Source organism: Acutalibacter sp. 1XD8-36, from assembly GCF_009917525.1.
Lineage (GTDB): Bacteria > Bacillota > Clostridia > Oscillospirales > Acutalibacteraceae > Acutalibacter.
Genome location: NZ_QZDU01000002.1, coordinates 99406 through 117050 on the forward strand (window position 1 = coordinate 99406; position 17645 = coordinate 117050).

19 protein-coding genes are annotated in these 17645 nt (G+C 50.6%); 5 read left to right on the top strand and 14 right to left on the bottom strand.

Features of this window, described 5'->3' with window-relative positions:
- Positions 1 to 173 precede the first annotated feature (173 nt).
- Positions 174 to 1214, top strand: a complete 1041-nt coding sequence (locus D5270_RS03980; RefSeq protein ID WP_166542874.1) for an acyltransferase family protein — start codon at positions 174 to 176, stop codon at positions 1212 to 1214.
- A 2-nt stretch (positions 1215 to 1216) separates the two neighbouring features.
- Here the strand turns inward: D5270_RS03980 and D5270_RS03985 are convergent, their stop codons facing one another.
- The 9 genes from D5270_RS03985 to D5270_RS04025 form a co-directional block, all read right to left on the bottom strand.
- Positions 1217 to 1585, bottom strand: coding sequence for a sigma-70 family RNA polymerase sigma factor (locus D5270_RS03985; protein ID WP_330587379.1), 369 nt, complete (start codon positions 1583 to 1585; stop codon positions 1217 to 1219).
- Complete coding sequence (locus D5270_RS03990) at positions 1569 to 3257, bottom strand: recombinase family protein (protein WP_166542875.1); 1689 nt, start codon at positions 3255 to 3257, stop codon at positions 1569 to 1571. Before D5270_RS03990 ends, D5270_RS03985 begins: the two co-directional genes overlap by 17 nt.
- A 136-nt stretch (positions 3258 to 3393) precedes the next feature.
- Positions 3394 to 4431 (bottom strand): hypothetical protein, encoded by a 1038-nt coding sequence (locus D5270_RS03995; RefSeq protein ID WP_166542876.1) that lies wholly within the window; start codon positions 4429 to 4431, stop codon positions 3394 to 3396.
- A 167-nt stretch (positions 4432 to 4598) separates the two neighbouring features.
- The gene (locus tag D5270_RS04000) at positions 4599 to 5513 is read right to left on the bottom strand and encodes a DUF4238 domain-containing protein (protein WP_330587419.1); all 915 of its coding nucleotides are present in this window, start codon (positions 5511 to 5513) and stop codon (positions 4599 to 4601) included.
- A gap of 11 nt (positions 5514 to 5524) precedes the next feature.
- Positions 5525 to 7735, bottom strand: coding sequence for a DEAD/DEAH box helicase (locus D5270_RS04005; protein WP_166542878.1), 2211 nt, complete (start codon positions 7733 to 7735; stop codon positions 5525 to 5527).
- A gap of 2 nt (positions 7736 to 7737) precedes the next feature.
- Positions 7738 to 9540, bottom strand: a complete 1803-nt coding sequence (locus tag D5270_RS04010; RefSeq protein ID WP_166542879.1) for a site-specific DNA-methyltransferase — start codon at positions 9538 to 9540, stop codon at positions 7738 to 7740.
- Between the two features lies 1 nt (position 9541).
- Positions 9542 to 9832 (bottom strand): hypothetical protein, encoded by a 291-nt coding sequence (locus D5270_RS04015; RefSeq protein WP_166542880.1) that lies wholly within the window; start codon positions 9830 to 9832, stop codon positions 9542 to 9544.
- Between the two features lie 308 nt (positions 9833 to 10140).
- A complete protein-coding gene (locus D5270_RS04020) occupies positions 10141 to 10305 on the bottom strand; it encodes a hypothetical protein (RefSeq protein ID WP_166542881.1) in 165 nt (54 codons plus the stop codon).
- A complete protein-coding gene (locus D5270_RS04025; protein WP_166542882.1) occupies positions 10265 to 11014 on the bottom strand; it encodes a helix-turn-helix domain-containing protein in 750 nt (249 codons plus the stop codon). The genes D5270_RS04020 and D5270_RS04025 overlap by 41 nt, the downstream gene beginning before the upstream one ends.
- A gap of 151 nt (positions 11015 to 11165) precedes the next feature.
- On the opposite strand from D5270_RS04025, the gene D5270_RS04030 reads away from it, so the two are divergent.
- The 4 genes from D5270_RS04030 (at position 11166) to D5270_RS16570 (ending at position 13549) form a co-directional block, all read left to right on the top strand.
- Entirely contained in the window at positions 11166 to 11381 is a 216-nt protein-coding gene (locus tag D5270_RS04030) for a hypothetical protein (RefSeq protein ID WP_166542883.1), read from the top strand.
- 109 nt (positions 11382 to 11490) lie between these two features.
- Positions 11491 to 12063 carry a hypothetical protein gene (locus tag D5270_RS04035; protein WP_166542884.1) on the top strand — a complete coding sequence of 191 codons (573 nt, stop codon included), beginning with the start codon at positions 11491 to 11493 and terminating at the stop codon, positions 12061 to 12063.
- A complete protein-coding gene (locus D5270_RS04040; protein WP_166543315.1) occupies positions 12042 to 12857 on the top strand; it encodes a DNA primase family protein in 816 nt (271 codons plus the stop codon). Before D5270_RS04035 ends, D5270_RS04040 begins: the two co-directional genes overlap by 22 nt.
- A gap of 368 nt (positions 12858 to 13225) precedes the next feature.
- The gene (locus tag D5270_RS16570; protein WP_207709294.1) at positions 13226 to 13549 is read left to right on the top strand and encodes a plasmid mobilization protein; all 324 of its coding nucleotides are present in this window, start codon (positions 13226 to 13228) and stop codon (positions 13547 to 13549) included.
- A 241-nt stretch (positions 13550 to 13790) separates the two neighbouring features.
- Here D5270_RS16570 and D5270_RS04050 read toward each other — a convergent pair whose 3' ends face one another.
- The 5 genes from D5270_RS04050 to D5270_RS04070 form a co-directional block, all read right to left on the bottom strand.
- The gene (locus tag D5270_RS04050) at positions 13791 to 14360 is read right to left on the bottom strand and encodes a hypothetical protein (RefSeq protein WP_166542885.1); all 570 of its coding nucleotides are present in this window, start codon (positions 14358 to 14360) and stop codon (positions 13791 to 13793) included.
- Between the two features lie 44 nt (positions 14361 to 14404).
- The gene (locus tag D5270_RS04055; protein WP_166542886.1) at positions 14405 to 14956 is read right to left on the bottom strand and encodes a zeta toxin family protein; all 552 of its coding nucleotides are present in this window, start codon (positions 14954 to 14956) and stop codon (positions 14405 to 14407) included.
- A gap of 30 nt (positions 14957 to 14986) precedes the next feature.
- Entirely contained in the window at positions 14987 to 15400 is a 414-nt protein-coding gene (locus D5270_RS04060) for a helix-turn-helix domain-containing protein (protein WP_166542887.1), read from the bottom strand.
- 152 nt (positions 15401 to 15552) lie between these two features.
- Positions 15553 to 15897, bottom strand: a complete 345-nt coding sequence (locus D5270_RS04065; RefSeq protein WP_166542888.1) for a sigma-70 family RNA polymerase sigma factor — start codon at positions 15895 to 15897, stop codon at positions 15553 to 15555.
- 126 nt (positions 15898 to 16023) lie between these two features.
- Positions 16024 to 17418 (bottom strand): MATE family efflux transporter, encoded by a 1395-nt coding sequence (locus D5270_RS04070; RefSeq protein ID WP_166542889.1) that lies wholly within the window; start codon positions 17416 to 17418, stop codon positions 16024 to 16026.
- Positions 17419 to 17645 lie beyond the last annotated feature (227 nt).

Below are 17645 nucleotides of genomic sequence, written 5' to 3' on the forward strand. Positions count from 1 at the left end.
TTGCCATAGCTGGCGCAAGGGGTTTTTCCTGACCTGCACGGCAGATGGCGTAAGCTGCGCTATAGTGTAGACAAATGTAGGCCGTGCCCCCATTTTGCCCTCCCCCCAGATATTGACAACTCCCCACAATATGCTATAATAATCGAAATAACTCCAAAAAGGACTGATACACCGTGAAACGCAATCTGACTATCGACATACTGCGGCTGGCAGCATCCTTTGCCGTTGTGTGCCTGCACAATTTCAGCGGCTCGGGGGTGGCAGGGGCTGAGGAGACCGTAGCGCTGGCGCGGTTTGCGGTGCCCCTTTTCTTCCTGTTCTCTGGGTATTTCTGCGCCGTTATGTCCCGGGAAAGAAAGCTCCGCCAGATATTGCGCATATTTGCCTGGGCAGTGCTGGCAAACCTCTGCTATCTGACCCTGGACCTCTCCCATCAGTCCAACGAGTTCCTTGTAAAATTGCGGATGCAGCAGATATTCCCGGAGGGTTCCGTAAAAAATCTGCTGCTCTTTAATGAGTCGCCTATCAGCGCGCACCTTTGGTTTTTGGGGGCGTTTCTGTACATCCTTATACTGGACCTCCTGCTGGGCTGGCTCTTTGATAAGCTCCCCCAATGGGTGAAATGGGCCTTTACCATAGCTCTGCTCCTTGGCGGGCTCACCCTCTATCAGCTTCTCACCCGGAATCCTGAGGTTAATTTCCAGCTCTACCACTACCGCAACTTCCTGCTCTTCGGCCTGCCGTTCTTCCTTATAGGTAAGCTCATAAGGACCAGCTCATTTGATAAGCTCAAAATATCCGGGTTCCTCTACCCGTCCCTGCTGTTTTTCGCCGCGACGCTCACCATCTTCGAGTACCGGGCCCTGGGAGCCTGGGAGCTGTATATCGGCTCCATAGCCACCACGCTCCTGCTGGCGCATCTGGCGTTCAGATACTCACTCACGGACGCGCCAAAGGCTGTGCGGGCCATAGCCTGGCTGGGCCGGGAGACGGCATTTACAGTGTACATCATACATATATACTTCCTGGACCTTATCAGGAGCATATACTGGGCCAATCACCCCTGGCAGTTTGAGTTCGGGGTGTACCATATGATACCGCTGCTGGTGTTCGTCATATCCATGGCAGCTGCCCTGCTGATAGCCTTTGCAAGAATCGGGGCTAAAAAGCTCCTCGCTAAAACCATGAAAAAGCGTGCCCGGGCACAGGAATAGCGCTACCCCTCCTCAAAGCGGGCCCTAAGCTTCTCCAGGGCCCGCTTCTCTATCCTGGAAACATAGGAGCGGGAGATACCCAGCTTCGCCGCCACCTCCCGTTGGGGCAGCGCCTTGCGCCCCCCGAGCCCATAGCGCATGACTATCACATTGCGCTCCCGCGGCTCCAGGGCGGGCAGGTAGCCGTAGAGCTGCTCCGACTTCATGCGCAGGTCCAAATCGTCCACCACCGTGTCCTCGGCTGCCATGGTGTCCATAAGCGTCAGGGCGCCGCCGTCCCGGTCGGATTCGATGGGCTCGTTGATGGACACATCCCGGGCGGTCTTGCGGCCCCAGCGGAAGGACATGAGGATTTCATTTGCTATCCTCACATGGGAGAATCAAATCTGGGACAGTTGTATAGTCCACGTCCCCTTCCGCGCCGAACAGCACCACATGGGCCAAATTACCGTCCCAGACCACCTTCTGCACCACGGTACGGATGGCGGCGCGCTTTTCCTCTACAGACAGCAAGTCTATTGTGGTGCGGAAACCGCTGAGCATTTGGGTGAGTATGTCAAACTCCTCCGCGCTCAGCTCGTTTTGAGCTGTAAGGCCCTCCAGCTCGGTGATCCGGGCTTGGAGGGTTTCTTTCTGTGCGGTCAGCTCGTCAATGCGCTTTGCAACCTGATTCTTGGCGGCTGCGCTGTTCAGCTCGGCGAGGGAATCAACTAAGGCGGTGAGCTTGGTTTCTACGTCCGCACATTCTGTGCGGAGTGCTGCTAACCGCTCGTCATACCCGGCCCGGTCGCCGGAATAAAAGCTCCTGCTCTTTTCCAGGAGCTTCACGAAAGTTGACTTATCCTCGGTCAGGCCCTTGATTTCCTCAATCACGGTGGCGTCCAGCCGGTTGCCGCTGACGTTCTTTTGGGCGCACTGGCTCCCCTGGCTGTGCTCCTTGCGCTTGCAGATGTAGGTGTACAGGGGCTGACCGTCCTGCCCCAGGCGCTTGGAGAGCTTTGGGTACATTCGGCTGCCGCAGGAGCAGAATAGCAGGCCGGTGAGCAGGGCCTGGTTGCTCCGGGGCTTACGGTAGGATTTGGAGCGGTTCTGATCCAAGCTCTCCTGCACCTTGACCCACTCCTGGCCCGGTATCAGCCCCTGGTGCTGGCCCACGGTGACAATCCACTGGTCGACCGGCAGGTAGATTGTGGCCCGGCCTTTCTCCTGGTCGGTGCGGTTGTAGGCCAGCATCCCGTGGGTGCTGTCAAAGTCAACCTGAGCGGAAAACAGGTCGGCCTTGCGGTCAATGAAGAATTGATAGGCATCCTGGTCGGCTATGAGGTAGACCGGGTTCTGCAAAATGCTCTTGATAGAGAACCGGGTGAAATCCCGGCCGGTTTTGGTCTTGACACCCTGGCGCAGTAGCTCGGCCTCTGTCTTGGAGAGGGAATCGGTTTGGGCATAGAGGGCGTAGATTTTCTTCACCAACTCCCCCTCATCCGGCAGGAGTTTCAGCTTGCAGGCTTTACGGCTCTTGCCATCTACGGTGACGGCCTGTACGCTCTCGGAGCGGTAGCCGGTGGGGGTGTTGCCGCCCAGCCAGCGGCCGGTCTTGGCCAGCTCGTGCATATTGTCCCGGATTCGCTCGGCGATGGTTTCCCGCTCCAACTGAGAGAACACGGAGGCGATGTACATCATGGCCCGGCCCATAGGGCTGCCGGTGTCGAACTGCTCCCGGATGGAGATGAAGGCCACACCCAGGCGGCTCAACTCCTCAATAAGAGTGGAGAAGTCGCTGATATTGCGGCTGATACGGTCCAGGCGGTAGACCACGATGGCGCTGATTTCATGGTCGCGGGCGGCTCTTAGCATTTGCTGGAAGGCCGGACGGTTCAGGTTGCCGCCGGAGAAGCCTTCGTCCTCGAAGACGAGGGCGGCGTCAGCGGCGGCATCGCCGTTGTGCAGGCGGATATATTCCCGGCACAGCTCGATTTGGTTGCCGATGCTTTCGCCTTTGCCGGTGAATTTGGATTTGCGGGAGTAGATGGCGATGGGGGGCATGGGAGTTGCTCCTTTTGGTATGTGTTTTGGCATAGTATAGCATAGAGTAGCAAAAATGTACAGACTAAATTTACGGTAGGCGGCGCAAAAAGAGGTCACGGCACTTTTTGCCGTAACCTCTTTGCTTATTTTGGGTTTAATCAATCGTTGCCTTGATGCGATTACAGAGCCTTTCTGGAATATCGGCTTCCGTTTCCCACATAATCGTATTCTTTTGTGCAATATCGAAATGAAGCTTTATATCCTTTTTGCACAGCTGAATAACTGGCTTACCCAGCCCCATCGCATAGCCTTCTTCAAAGTAAGCGCCATTATTTTGGTGTGTTAAATCAACTACCACAAACTTGCTGTCACGGATGTACTTAAGCAGTTCAGGCGTAATAAATTCATTATGTTGGACTTCATCAATAAAAACCGCTTGATAATCAGCCTTTCGAATCCCCTCTCGGATTGCTTCTCTTAATGTTTTAGTATCATCGCCAAACTTCATAGCAACTAAAACGTTACGACCAGATGCCCTATACTTTTGAAGTTCATCAACCCGGCTATAGCCTTTGGGTGTCAATCGTAGTTTGAGATAGGTATCCTCTGTAGTTCCAAAATGGTGTTCAACATAGGAATCTTCTGAAAGCCAGTTGAGCATATATTTCAGTTCATTGCCATAATCTTCCCTGCTGCGCCTTTTCTCTAAGGTGTCCACAAAGGGTATAGCTTTAGGAATGTTTTCTTTCCGATCTATAAACATCAAACTTAGCGACTCCTGATAGTTAAAAGAAATGAACTGCCCCATATGAGCCATGTGTTCAGATAAATATAAGAGAATATGGTCTACACGCTCTGAAAAAGTCTTAGGGTACCAAGCTCCTACAATCTCTGCGTCCATGTGAACAGGCCGCCCATGCGTGATATCGCCGTTGTCAAAAGCAGTTCTATATTCGTCGCAAATATCTTTATTGAGAAGAGTATGATAACGGTACTCCGTGTTTCCTTTATGGCTAAAACAGTGATAGAACAGATACGATGCTAAACGGTTTTCATCAATTCCTGTTGAACCATGAGCACAAAGCTGAAACCGCCCACACACGGGGCATTCATAGAAAACACGATTTAGGGCATAATCCGCTTGTGCATATGCTGTTGATTGACATACTGGACAAGTTACTTCACCGTTCACTATATTACCTCCTTCATTCTCTCACACAGCGGCAGCATTTCCCCAGCTTAACCATAACGAGTTTTTTGTTCGACAAAGGGAGGAACAGAAATATAAACAAACTTTTTGTGCTTTTGCAGTCTGAATTTCCTTGGCTTTGTCGTTCCTGCTTTTTAGTGGGAATATATCTAATGGTATGTTTTCCTATATTTCTCTAATGAGGACAACGACCGTGCGAACGAGTGCCTAAAACATTGCGCAACCTGTTTTCGATTTATCGTTGCAAAAAAATTTTCTTCTGCATGACTGTCAAGCTCGACAATGTGGCAATCTTGATCTGAGAACGTTCCCCAAAATGATTCCGGATGAAGGGCACAAAGCAACAGTTTAGGTGAAATTGGATAATAAACAACAGTACTTGTGTGTAAGAGCCCGTTAGAAAACGGACGGGCATTTCCTGTGCGGCCATTTATAAACAAAACCGGATTGTCACTGGTGATAAATTCTGCGTTGCCACAAATTCTAAGGAATAAAAATGTGCGATTATAAAGAGCTTCGCTAAACATAGTAATTCTATTCATATCAAAAGCTAGATCCATAGAAATATGCTTAAAGTAGTACTCATTCGTAGCAAATTCTGATGATAACTTGAGCTGTTCCTCATTCAAAGGCCCAAATTTCTTTTTTGCTTTCTCAAATGCGTCTGGTAAATATGCTTTAAATAGATTACGTTCAAACTCTCGTGTTTGCTTTCCTCGTAGTAATTGCATAACCATCACAGCAGCAAGCTGAACTTTTTCTGTGTCATCCAAAATGACCGTACCCATAGGGACAAGCCGGTTAGTGCGTGCGGCGATTTTTTTAAAGAGTTTTCCCATTATAGGCTCTATACTTGTAGCATAGATGCGCTCCCAACAATAAGGATTTTCAAGCTTATTTAGAGTATAAAAGTCTTTTTCCACCCCAACTGCTCTAACTCCGGTAGAAAATACTTTTCGGCTGTGTGTGTCCAGTACTGCTATAGAGTTGGTCGGATTACAGAAATTTCTCAAGTACACTTGTGGTATATGGTGTTGCTTAACGGGGTCATGTTTCTTACTGATTTCCGCTCACCTCACTTTGCTATGGTGATAGTCGAATTAATCATGCTTGATAGGAGTTTCCATTGTCTGCTATTAATATCCTCGCTATATTCCTCCATACAGATGCACAGCTCCTGGCTCTGCTTATCCTCTCGCACAAAGCCACCATGTAGCCCATACTTCACCAGATAGTTCTTCAAGACCTCAAATTTCTTTGGCGAAAATATGTCAATATCCTTGCTCTTTCCTGTCCGGTCAAAGCCACCCTTGGTTTCAATAACCCATATCTCGCCCCGGACGCTGATGATATAATCCGGGAAGAAAGACTTCTGCTTGCCGAAACTGTCCATGTACACGATGGAGAAATACTCCGCGCCCTTGTCACCATTCTTATAAATCCAATCCACCGCACCACGATCTTCACAAAAACGCTCAAATTTCTTCTCCGAGGCGGACCGAAACTCAGCCGAGGCCAGGTAGCCCGCATACACATTTTTCTCCATCTCCGCTTGAGACTTTGCAGTTCCATCATAGGTAAACAGACAAGACTGGGGAATATGAAACTCCACAGTAGTGATACTGGGGGCCTTGACGATCTGCTGCTCCAGCATGACCGCCATCGCCTGCCGTACATCGTTTTTGATGCGGTGGGCGTTGTTCAGCACAAAGGCATAGACCCCCCGTGTCTCCAGTGCCAGCAGCTTGTTTGCACACTTGGTGTTCTTGTCAAAGAGCCGCCGCAGGATGGTGTTCATCTGCGCATACTCCAGCCCGACCTTCAGGCCGATCTCTGCCACACGGTGGTGATACTCCCGACCATGAACATGGGTGTTCAGCGGAGTTCGTATGCTAATGTCATTTAGATCAGCAATTTGATTGGCGTTCAATGTGGAGACTGCGCCGGATTTTGTATAGTCCACAATATCCTCAGAAAACAGATAGCCAGCCGTCTCCAGTCTGGTTTGGTTTTCGGTCATACTATTTCCGGTATGGTAGATTTGCGCGAAATATTGTACCATTGCTGTCAATGCAGCGGCGGCGTCACGAGGCTGGGCAAGTCCGGATTTCTGCTCACTGATCAGGGTGATCTGTTTGAATCTCGGTTTCAGATATAGCGTGGCGGCGTCCAATGCGCCTTTTCCCATGCTCGTCTTGACTCCTTCGGTGAATTTCTCGTCCAGGGTATAGAGATAGCAACTGTCCAGCAGGTCGATGCCGTAGTGTTTCACCTCTGGCATCCGTCGGATGCGCCCAATGGTCTGTATCTCAAATGTCTCGCTCATGTTATCCCGTAGCTTCACCAGAATATGCGCGCGGGGACAGTCCCAGCCAGTGGCAATAGCCTGCTTGATAATAATAGCAATCTGCGGGGCATCGTTCTGCTCAATGCCCTCCAGGTTCTGGTGCCTTTTTGATAGCCAGACTGCCAGTTGGCCGTTTTCATAAGAAATGCCCTGGGCCTCGAACCAGCGCTCGATTTCGTCCTGCATGACTTCGTTCTTATTCGGAATTTGAACAATGATCAGCGGATTGACCTTTGACCCTTTCTGAAGGAACGCGCTATGCAATTCCCTCTGTTTATTCAAAGCTCGCTCCAATAAATAGGCGGTTTCATTTTCCACTTGAAGTGACTGAGGAAAGTCCTCATTTATCACCAGCATTTTCTTAATGAGTTCTTCCGCAATCACATCTTCCTCTGGGATTTCAATCCGCTGAGCTTTGGGGTAATTTTTCGGTGTGGCAGAGCAGCGGATGATTTTCTCCGGCGCGAAATAGTGGAGGATGTCCGCCGCTTTCACGGTATCGTTCTGGTGGCTCTCGTCCACGATAACAACAAAGGAGAGACCTCTATTTTGAGCGTTCCGAATATGCTCCAGAAAATTGGTGCGCTCACCATCCTTCAAGGCATTGTTGCCCTTTTTTGTCAGCTTTTCCCAGTTGATAAAACAGGCGTCGTTTTCCTCAAATCCGGAGGTCATCACATCCGTCAGCAGCTTGGTATGGCTGCCGTAGATGTACTTGTCCATCTTGGCCTTGCTTTGCTCCTCTAAGTCACCTTTGCCAGGTGTCAGCCAGACAAAGACCTTGCGGAAAAAGCTCTTGCCGTACTCGTCCATGAAATGGGTCAAGATGATGGTCTTGCCGCTGCCAGTGCAGCTTTTCAGAATGATTTCCTGCTCAGGGCCGGACATGGCCTCCATCAGATTGGCGATGGCCTTCAGCTGAAAATTTGCAAGCCGCATGGTCAGCCCTCCTGTCCTCGGTAGTAGTAGTCGGGAATAATATTGACTCGGATGCCCCGCTCTTTGATGATAGCATCCTGCTCCCCGGTGGGCAGAATGTCGTGGCCCAGGTACAACGTATGGCACTTGGAAAACGTTTCTGGGTGGGCAATAAAGTCCGTCAACTCTTCGTCTGTCAGCACAATGGCAATCTCAGCGTTTTCGATAAAGTTGACGCCGTTCTCCAGCTCCACCAACTCCCGGACGTGGCGCAGAAGCTTGTCTGCATACTCATAATAGAGCTGCTCGTTGATGGGTACATAGTCGATGCGGTAATATTTCAGACTAGCCGCGTAGCCTTCCCGCTCAATCACCCGCTTGATGCGCTCATAGGTCACATTCCGGCAGATGTTGTTCTCGTTATTGGTACAGAGAATGAATTTTCGACGGCTATCGGTATGGGCGGCATTGTGGGCCAACACAGCATGGCCGGTGGTTCCGCTCCCGGCAAAAAAATCCAGGATAATGCTGTCCGGCTGCGAGGCAACCGTAATGACCCGCTCCATCAGGCGGACAGGTTTCGGCGTTGAAAAAGCGGTCATATCGCCAAGGAGTTTCCCAGTTTCTTTCTTTGCTTCATCGGTGTGTCCAACTTCCGAATAGGGCCAAAAATTGGTGGGTAATTTCCCCCCTACATTGTTTAGATAAGTCTTGCGACGAATACCGCCCTTTCCTTTCTTTGTAAAGAAAAATTTAGGCCATTGTCCTCTATCATAAACTTTTCTCGCCTGTTCAGATGCAACTTCTAGCGGGTTAGATAAAACAATAGCCTGCACATCAGCCCTTATTTCATCTACTGAAATGCCACAAACAGAGGCCCGTTTTTCAGCATCTTGTAAATCTCGTAATTCGTAATCACACCAGCCACGCATGATTTCCAACATATCATTTTGCTGATACCGCCAACAAGAGCCACTCGTTGGATAAATCATCTCACCAGTGAACGGATGCTGAATCGCATAGACCATTCCTTGGTGCGTTGCGGCTCCTGGTGCAAAAGGATTGTCACTCGTCCACGGCATAATATCGTTGTCAGGATTTTTATAGATGGAGTTCATCTTTTCCGTTCGCGGCAATTTATTGGGACTCCAATCCGGCTTGCTGCTGTAAACAAGGATGTGTTCTACCTCGCTGACAATACCCTTGGAGTCGTTGCGGGTGGAATAAGTCCGCTGCCAGGAAACGTCAGCTACAAAACAGCTTTCATCGAAAATGCTGTCGCACAGGAACTTCAATCCCGCCTGCTCCCGGTCGTCGATGGAAATGAAAATAACGCCCCTCTCACTGAGCAAGTGCTTCGCCAGCTCCAGCCGCTTGCTCATAAAGGACAGCCATTTGCTGTGACGGAACGTGTCCTGCGCGTCCACAAAGCAGTCGTCATAGACAAAATCCTTGTTACCGGTATTGTACGGCGGATCAATATATATGAGGTCAATCCGGCCCCGATGGGTCTTTTCCAGCAGCCGCAGCGCCGCCAGATTATCCCCTTCCAACAGGAAGTTCATCTCCCCGCCGTTGTCGATCAGAAGCGCCGGTTCTTCTGTCAGCACCGGGGCATACTCCGCCAGAACCGCATCGATGGCCTCCTGGTGTTCCTCGAAAACAAGGCCGTACTTCTTGCCGTCCACGTCTTTCTCCAAGTCGGAGAGATAGGTAAGCAGACTGCCAGTGTTCTCATCCTGGGGCGCAGCGCTAATAAAGGCACGGATGGCGGAGATCTTGGAGAGCAAATTGTCCCGCTTTTGTTTGGAGAGGTTGGTGGACATATCAGTTTCCTCCAAGGTGTTTGGAAAGTTCCTTTGTAATTTTCTCTGCTCCAAGCGCCAGCAAAAATTGACGGCAATTTGCGGCAGACTGCTGAATGGACTGGGGCGGGGTCTGATTTACAGAGTTGTAGACGGCCTTTTCAACGATGTGCTTTTGGGAAACATCTTGAAGATGCTTATCTACTGCATCCCAGTCATTTTGATATGCAAGCCAGTCGAGCTTCTCAATCTCGTCAATAATATCCGCAACTTCTTTGATTGCGCGGAACTGCTTCAAATATTCCAAATCCATTATAAACTGTCCTTCAAGATATAGTTTTTCTTATTCTACCACATTTTCACAGGAAAATCAACAGTATAATGAGTATTTGCGCATTTTTATAAACTTGTTATACAATATATTGTGTACAGATGGTCGCGTTCATTTTGCACGTGACCATTTTGTGGCAACGTCACCGAAACCGTTTCGTCCATGCCGTTTTCTGGTGGCGGTGCAATCCGCCACCATCCCACATAATCACAACGACAAAGTTTCGTTCTGGTGGGCGGTTTATTGTCGGCCACCAAATTGCTGCCTTGACGTGACGGTAAAATTTTCCGTCACGTTGTAGTATGTGTCTCTTCAAACATCTTCTCTGCCCGCTTGCTCCACCCCTCCGGCGGGTACCAACGGGTGGTCAGGTAGGACTTGCCCCTCCCCCGGCTGACGCGAATCTCGTAGAATTTATTCCCCGCTTTCGTCTGTTTCTCCCTTATACTCGGCATTATTTTCCCTCCCATATTCAACTGGTCTATCAGATAAAAAGTGCAGTGTATATCGGAACGCCTCGGACTCCGCCAAATGCTGATGGACACATTCCCGGCCCTCTGCAATGGCATCTTCTACCTCCTTAGCAGTCAACCGGTTCGGCTCGAACTCCTTGTTCGCCAGCAGCGCCGAGAAGTTTTGAGAGGCCACCGCCCAATCCATCATACTTTCCCTTTGCAGGGCATACACGGTAAAGTCAGGACTTTCCCCTTCAGGGATATCGATACCTTCTTGAGCCTCTTTTGATATCAGTTGATATCTGTTATAGGCAATATAAGCCATAATCGCCGACTGAAAATAGGGATTCTCAAAGAGGTAATTGGCGTGTTCCGGGTCGTGATGAAAAAAACCGCGCAAGAACGGAAGATTATACTCCTGGATTCCAATAAACTCACATATAGCCTTCATATCTGGCCGGGTAGTCTGATGCTCCGTAAGCCCCAACAGCCAATCAGAGGAAACCTGGTAATACGCGGCTATCTTCCTCAGCCCATTCACATCGGGGTAGCTTTGTCCGGTAGTATATAAACTAATTGTCTGAGGGCGAACTCCTACCGCCTCTGCCAATACCCTTTGGGTCGTCTTCCGTTCTTCCATGAGCTGGCGTAAGCGAGTAGGAAAGACACCTTGCTCAGTAACGCTGGCCGGTTGTTTTTTTCTTGGCATTGACATTCTCCTTCATAAAAAAGTCTGTTTCTGTTGTGCTTTGACTTTGTTAAACTGAAATGCTTGACAAATAGGCGGCTGATGTCTACAATAGAGTGTAGCAAGTAAATAGAATCTTGTCAAGATTAAATCAACAAAAAGGAGGATGCCAATGAACAAAGCTAGTCAGACCAACCAGGAGAAGGGAGCAACGCCATTCATGAAGATTAAGGATGCCTCCCGCGTCACCGGCCGCTCTATGTACTACCTTCGCAATGGCTGTAAGGACGGTACAGTACCTTGCATTAAGAGCGGCACAGTGTATTTCATCAACGTGCCTAAACTTATGGACAAGTTGAATGCCGCAGAAAGCGAGGTGGTGCAATGAGCGCAAAAAGGAAGGCCCTCTCCCGGCGCGGCAACGTCGGAAAAGAGCAAGAGCTTCATTCACAAGCATACTGTAGCATGAGCGGTCATGGAAGTCAAAGGGGGTGCCTATGAGCGAGAAAATGTCGGCTTTAGAAAAGCTAGCGCCCGAAAGCAATCCCCGCTACACCGTGACCGACATCGGCAACAGCAATCTATTTGCCGACTACTACCGGGATATTGCCCGCTATGTCCCCGAGCGGAAGATGTGGTACATCTTCACCGGTAAGCTGTGGGAGCCGGATATAGGTAATCTCCAGGCCATGGAACTGTGCAAAAAGCTGGCCGATGAGCTGGTGATTTACGCCTTATCCCTCCCCGATGGACGTGACCGTAACGAGTACCGCAAGGCTGTGGAGCGCTGGCAGATTCGCCATTATCGGGAGATAATTCTAAAAGACGCAATGGGCATTTACCCGGCAAAACTCAGCGATTTTGACAGCAAACCCTACCTGTTCAACTGCAAAAATGGCACGCTAAACTTACGCACTAGAGAGTTTCATGAGCACGACCCAGCCGATATGCTGGCAACAATTTCCTGCGTGAAGTATGACCCGGACGCTCGTTCCACCCTGTGGGAAAAGACAATTTCTGATGTTATGCAGGGTGACTTAAACCTCTCATCCTACCTCCAAAAGCCCTAGGCTACGGTCTCACTGGAGATACATCAGAGGAGTGTTTCTTCCTACTCTACGGCCCCACGACCCGCAACGGCAAAGGTACGGTTATGGAAACTTATATGAAGATGCTGGGTGGATATGGCAAGGCTGCGCGGCCAGAAACGATAGCTTTACGCCAAAACTACAACGCCAGCGGCCCCTCAGAGGACATAGCAAAGCTGGCCGGAGCGCGGGCCGTGAATATCTCTGAGCCGGATAAACAGATGGTTTTGAGCGCCGCGCTTGTAAAGACTTTGACCGGCAACGACACTATGAGCGCCCGGTTTCTGAATGAAAATAGCTTCGAGTTCAAGCCGCAATTCAAGCTTTTTATCAACACAAATCACCTACCAACGGCCACTGACGTGACGGTTTTCAGCTCCGGGCGAGTGAAAGTGCTGCCATTAAACCGTCATTTTGAGCCTGAGGAGCAGGATAAAACTCTCAAAAAGCGCTTGGAAAAGGAGCTGTCCGGCGTGCTGAACTGGTGCTTAAACGGGCTGTGGCTAATGCAGGAAACCGGTTTCGAGCCGCCCCAATCGGTGCTGAACGCTACCGCGCAGTATCAGCATGACAGCGATAAACTGACCCGGTTCGTGGAGGAAATGCTCACGCCCGACCCGTATGGTGAAGTCCGCACCGAGAACCTTACCGCGAATATCGGGACTGGTGTACGCAAAACGGGCAGTATGCAGACGCTTATCCCACATTCAAACAGGGTATGGAGGGGTACACTCAAATCAGAAAAAGCGTCCAAAGGGAGCCGGAAAATTTGTTAATCCAACGGCTATGTTCTGCGGCGTACAGCTTAAAATAGGTGGTGCTTTCACCCGGCAAACATGAGGGTGTTCCAAGTGTTCCAGGCCAAAACATTACCTCTTACGCGAGAGCAAATATATTTACCCCTATATTCCGTTGGAACACCTCTGTACTTTGACCTTTGAAAACGGCCCCGCAGGGGCCAAGTTCTGAAACTGAGTTTTTACGAGGTTTCAGTACGAGCCAGCATCGCATTTGTCCAGACACCCGTGTGGACACGTGTGAGGACAATACAGCTTGGGCAGGGAGAACCCTGCGACCCCCTTATCTTCAGAGTTATGACATAATGGAAAGGATGATTTTTATAGGCAATCAGAAGAAGTTTGACATGAGGATGACCGAGCAGGACTACAAGCGCCTTACCCGCAAGGCACGCAAATGCGGGCTGACCAGGTCTGGCTACATCCGGTTATTGATTCACGACTACAACCCCCGCGAGACTCCGCCTGCTGACTACTTTGGCATGACCCGGGAGTTGAAGGAGATTGGTAGCAATATGAACCAGATTGCGTTCATGGCTAACGCCACCGGCCTTGTGGACGAGGGAAAGTGTTACGAGGAAGTAATACACCTGCGGGATGCACTGCGTCGGATTGAGCAGGCGGTTACTGGAGTGAAAGATGCTCCAGTTGACTTCGATGAAGAAAGTTAAGGCATGGCACCATGAGCAAGCATATTGTACAAGCTATAAGACGTATGTGTTATTGAAATGGAGGTGCCGCCTTTGCCCAAGAGCCAGTCATTTAAGATTGTTATGCACTATCCCCAGACCGAAGATGGAATGCGCCAGTTGTCCCAGCGAGTAGCCCAGGCCCATGCGGATGTGGTAATACATAAAGTCAACTGCACGCGGGGCTCTGTCAGGGAAAGAATTGAGTTGATGAAAGCAGTAATCAACGCCGCGAAAAGCGAGCGTATCGTTCCTGCAAATGATGAACCAAGTCGCTAACAAAAATTAAAGCTATAACAAACATATAAACACAAATCAAAACAATGATAGGAGAAAATCTGTCCATGAAAAATTTCATACTGCGACTTAATATGTAAAAGTCCCAGAGAGTGTTTCTCTCCGGGACTTTTGCTTTACCGTTACGATTACGGTAAGAGGTCATTTTGGCCCCTTGGCTATCCGTAACGCTCCGGCTATAAGCCCGCTGGCGGCAGGCGCTGCAACAGTAGAGCGCATCTGACCGCTTCGGCGTGAAGACTTTCCCGCAACTCTTGCAGACCTGGTTTTGCCTTTTCTCCAAGCGCCGCTGCTTCAAATCTTTCTGATATCCCCGGTTTCCGCACAGGCCGTAATTGCAATACTTCATGCTGGCGATCTGCGTATAGAATACCCGCCCACAGCCCTTGCAGATGATTTTTCGCACTGCCGAGTCCGGCTTAGCTCCGGAGATCTTTTCCTCATACCACTGCTCCAGCGTCTCTTGATTTTCGTATTCCCAATCACAATTCCACATGGAATTTCCCCTCCTTTCATGAAATGGAGCGGGTCAATTTTTCGTTACAAAAGAGTCACGAGTTCTTTCAGCCACTCCGGCGGACTTTGAGTGATAGCCATCAGCTCTCCGTTCTCATACCGTGCCACCTCTACAAATCCGTTGCCATTGTCGAAGAACCGGGCCTCGTCACAGTAGGGCAGTACCTTTGTCAGAGCCTCAAACCGTCCTGCATACCGCCGCTCCACATCCCGCTGAGGGATATTGTGCCCGCCCTTTTTGACCCGGTTCTCAATGCGCAGCAGGCTTTCTTCCAGGCTGTCCAGGCCAATATAGTAGAGTCGGATAGTGTAGCCCAGCTCCTTAGCCTGCCGGATGGTGCGCTCGGTGCGGGCCCCTGAGAGGGTAGTCTCCTGAGTGAAGTTCAAGCCCTTTGTAAGACACTCGTTTATCTTTTCAACCGCCGCCCGGCCACCGGCCCCATAGTTGCCCAATTTTGCCGAGAGCTTGTCCGGGTCGATGATTATTCCCAAGTCGTCCCGCTCCGCTTTCAAGGCTCCGGTCAGGCTGGACTTTCCGCAGCCGTTTACGCCGCCGATGATGGTGTATAATTTCACAGTGTGTTCCTCCGTCACTCTGACTTTCTTTCATTCTACCACATCTTTTCCAGGATAAAAAGGGGAAAGATATTTTTTTAGCCTCTCCCAACTCTTCTTACTGACCTTCTTCCTCCCCATCTCCCAATCCCGCACTGACTTCTCCACGACTCCCGCCAACTCCGCAAACGCTTTTCGGCTAAGCCCCAACCTCTCCCGAGCGGCGCGTATCTGGTCAATCGGCCCGTCATAGAGGAACCGACTGTACTCATCCAACAAATCCTCAACCGGTACCTGATATAGTGCCGCCAGCTTGTCCACCGCATGAGCCGGGTACTCCTGGCAATCCCCGCGCTCCATTTCCTCGTATAGAGTTTGAGAGATACCCACCTGCTGGGCCACCTCTTTCTGCATTAGCCCCATCCGATACCGGCACCAGTGCAGGCGTTCCGATACGCTGTGCAAGTCCTCATAGGCACAAGAAAACTTCTGTGCATCAGCCGCACAATGGGCCGCTGGCAGGCGAAAGCTAAGAACATAAAGTGGCGCATAAACACCGTTCCGACACATCAGATACCAGCTTCCTCCCAGCGGCACACTCACCCGCCATGCAGAAGTCATGTGAGCATAGGTTTTTCAATACACCTGGAAGCATAGCTCGACAGCCTTATCCCCTTATCCGGGTCAAAGGTGTCCACTGCCTTAATAAGTCCGATTGTCCCGATGGAGATAAGGTCCTCCTGGTCGCTGCCGCCGTAGTATTTTTTGACGATGTGGGCCACCAGCCGCAGGTTATGCTCTATGAGCTTCTGCCGCGCTACTTTATCGCCCTTTGCCATCTCGTCCAGGGCCCGGCGCTCCGCCGCCGCGCTCAGCGCCCGGGGGAAGCTCCCCGCCCCCGCTACGTGCAGCAGCAGGTAGAACGCCTGGGAGAGCATATCTATGAGATTTGCTAAAAACATATGGGTCACTCCTCTATACAGTTAGCCTTTGTGGTTTATGTGTATGAGGAGCGGCGGGGATATTTGCTTGTCTGCTTTGTATTCGGTAAAATGTCCCGGCGGGCATTAAGAGGATTTAAGGAAAACTCAGTCATCCCCCATTTTCTTCGCCCGGTGAATCCACTTGCCGCTTTTCAGCCTGAACACCAGCCATACCGATTTAATGATAAAGTCCACGCGCAGGGCCACCAGCACCAGGGCCGGGGGCAGGTCCAGCACCAGCCCCGCCATGGCTCCCAGGGGTATGGACGCCAGCCACTGGAAGATGATGTCGGCAATCATGAGGAATTTTGTGTCCCCGCCGCCCCGCAGTATCCCCTTTGACAGGGCGCTCTGAATCGCCTGGAAGAATACTATAATGGCGCTTGCCTCCATCATGCTGACAGTTATATCCACCGTGGAGGGCTCTATCTCGTACAGGCCGATGGACCACTCCCCGAGAATTAGCACCAGCACCCCACCGATAACGCCTATTATTGCCGACAGTATGAGGAATGTCCAGCCCTCGGTCTGGGCCCGCTTGAACTCGCCCCTGCCCACGGTCTGCCCGATTACCACACCCGCCGCGCTGGTGGCCCCCTGTATCGCCACAGTCGCCATGCGGTCCATAACCGTGACAATGGCGTATGCCGAGACAATCTCCTTGCCCATATGCCCCAGGATTATGGATATCACGCTTGCGGCAAGGGCCAGCAGTGAGTCGGAGATTATCGCGGGCATACCAAGCCGCCTGAACTCCCCGAACAGCCCCCTGCCCGGAAGCTTGAGCAGGCCTGCCGCCTTATACTTCAGGGTCTTCTCATATTTCAGCAGGTATATGGCGCAGAACAGGAACTCCACCCCCCGGGCTATCAGGGTGCCTACCGCCGCGCCCATCACTCCCAGGGCAGGCGCACCCAGCTTGCCAAAGATAAATATGTAGTTGGCCCCGATATTCACAATAAATGAGGCGATAGAGACGTAAAGCCCAAGCTTTGCGTTTCCGATAGAGCGTATCACATTGGAGACCACCAGGCTGACCCCATGGGGCAGGTAAATAAACGCGGTAATGCGCAGATACTGGGCCCCCAGCTCTATCACGTCCTCCTCGGTGCTGAAAATGCGCATAATCGGCCTTGGCAGCAGGAAGGTTACAATGGCGAAGGCCGCCCCGCCGATAATGACTATCTGCAAAATAAGGTCGAACACCCTGCGCACTGTGCGCAGGTCGTTGGCCCCGAAATACTGGCTGGAGAGCACGAGCCCTGCCGCGCTGATGCCCATACACAGAAATGTAAATATATTATAAAACTGGTTTGCAAGGCTTGAGGCTGAAATAGACGCCTCGCCAAGCTTGCCCACCATCACCGTGTCCATCATGTTTACCCCTTGGTTTATGATGGACTGCAGCACTATTGGAATTAGTATCAGCAGGACGTTTCTGTAAAAGCCTCTGTCCCGCACCCAAAATTTGTCTATCCACTCGTTCTTCCCTGAACCCATCAGCTGTCTTCCTTTCTTGAATTTTATCCTGCATTCTCCGAAGATATCAATGGTATCAGTATAACATAATTTTGACAAATATTCAACTATTCTCCAAGCTTCCACAGGACAATACATTTAGACAGCACCCTTATATCAAATATTTGACCGGTATGCCGGTTTGTGATATAATATGAATCTAAACGCGGGGTTTCAACAGCGGCTGTCGGCGCTCCCGGCGTAATCTG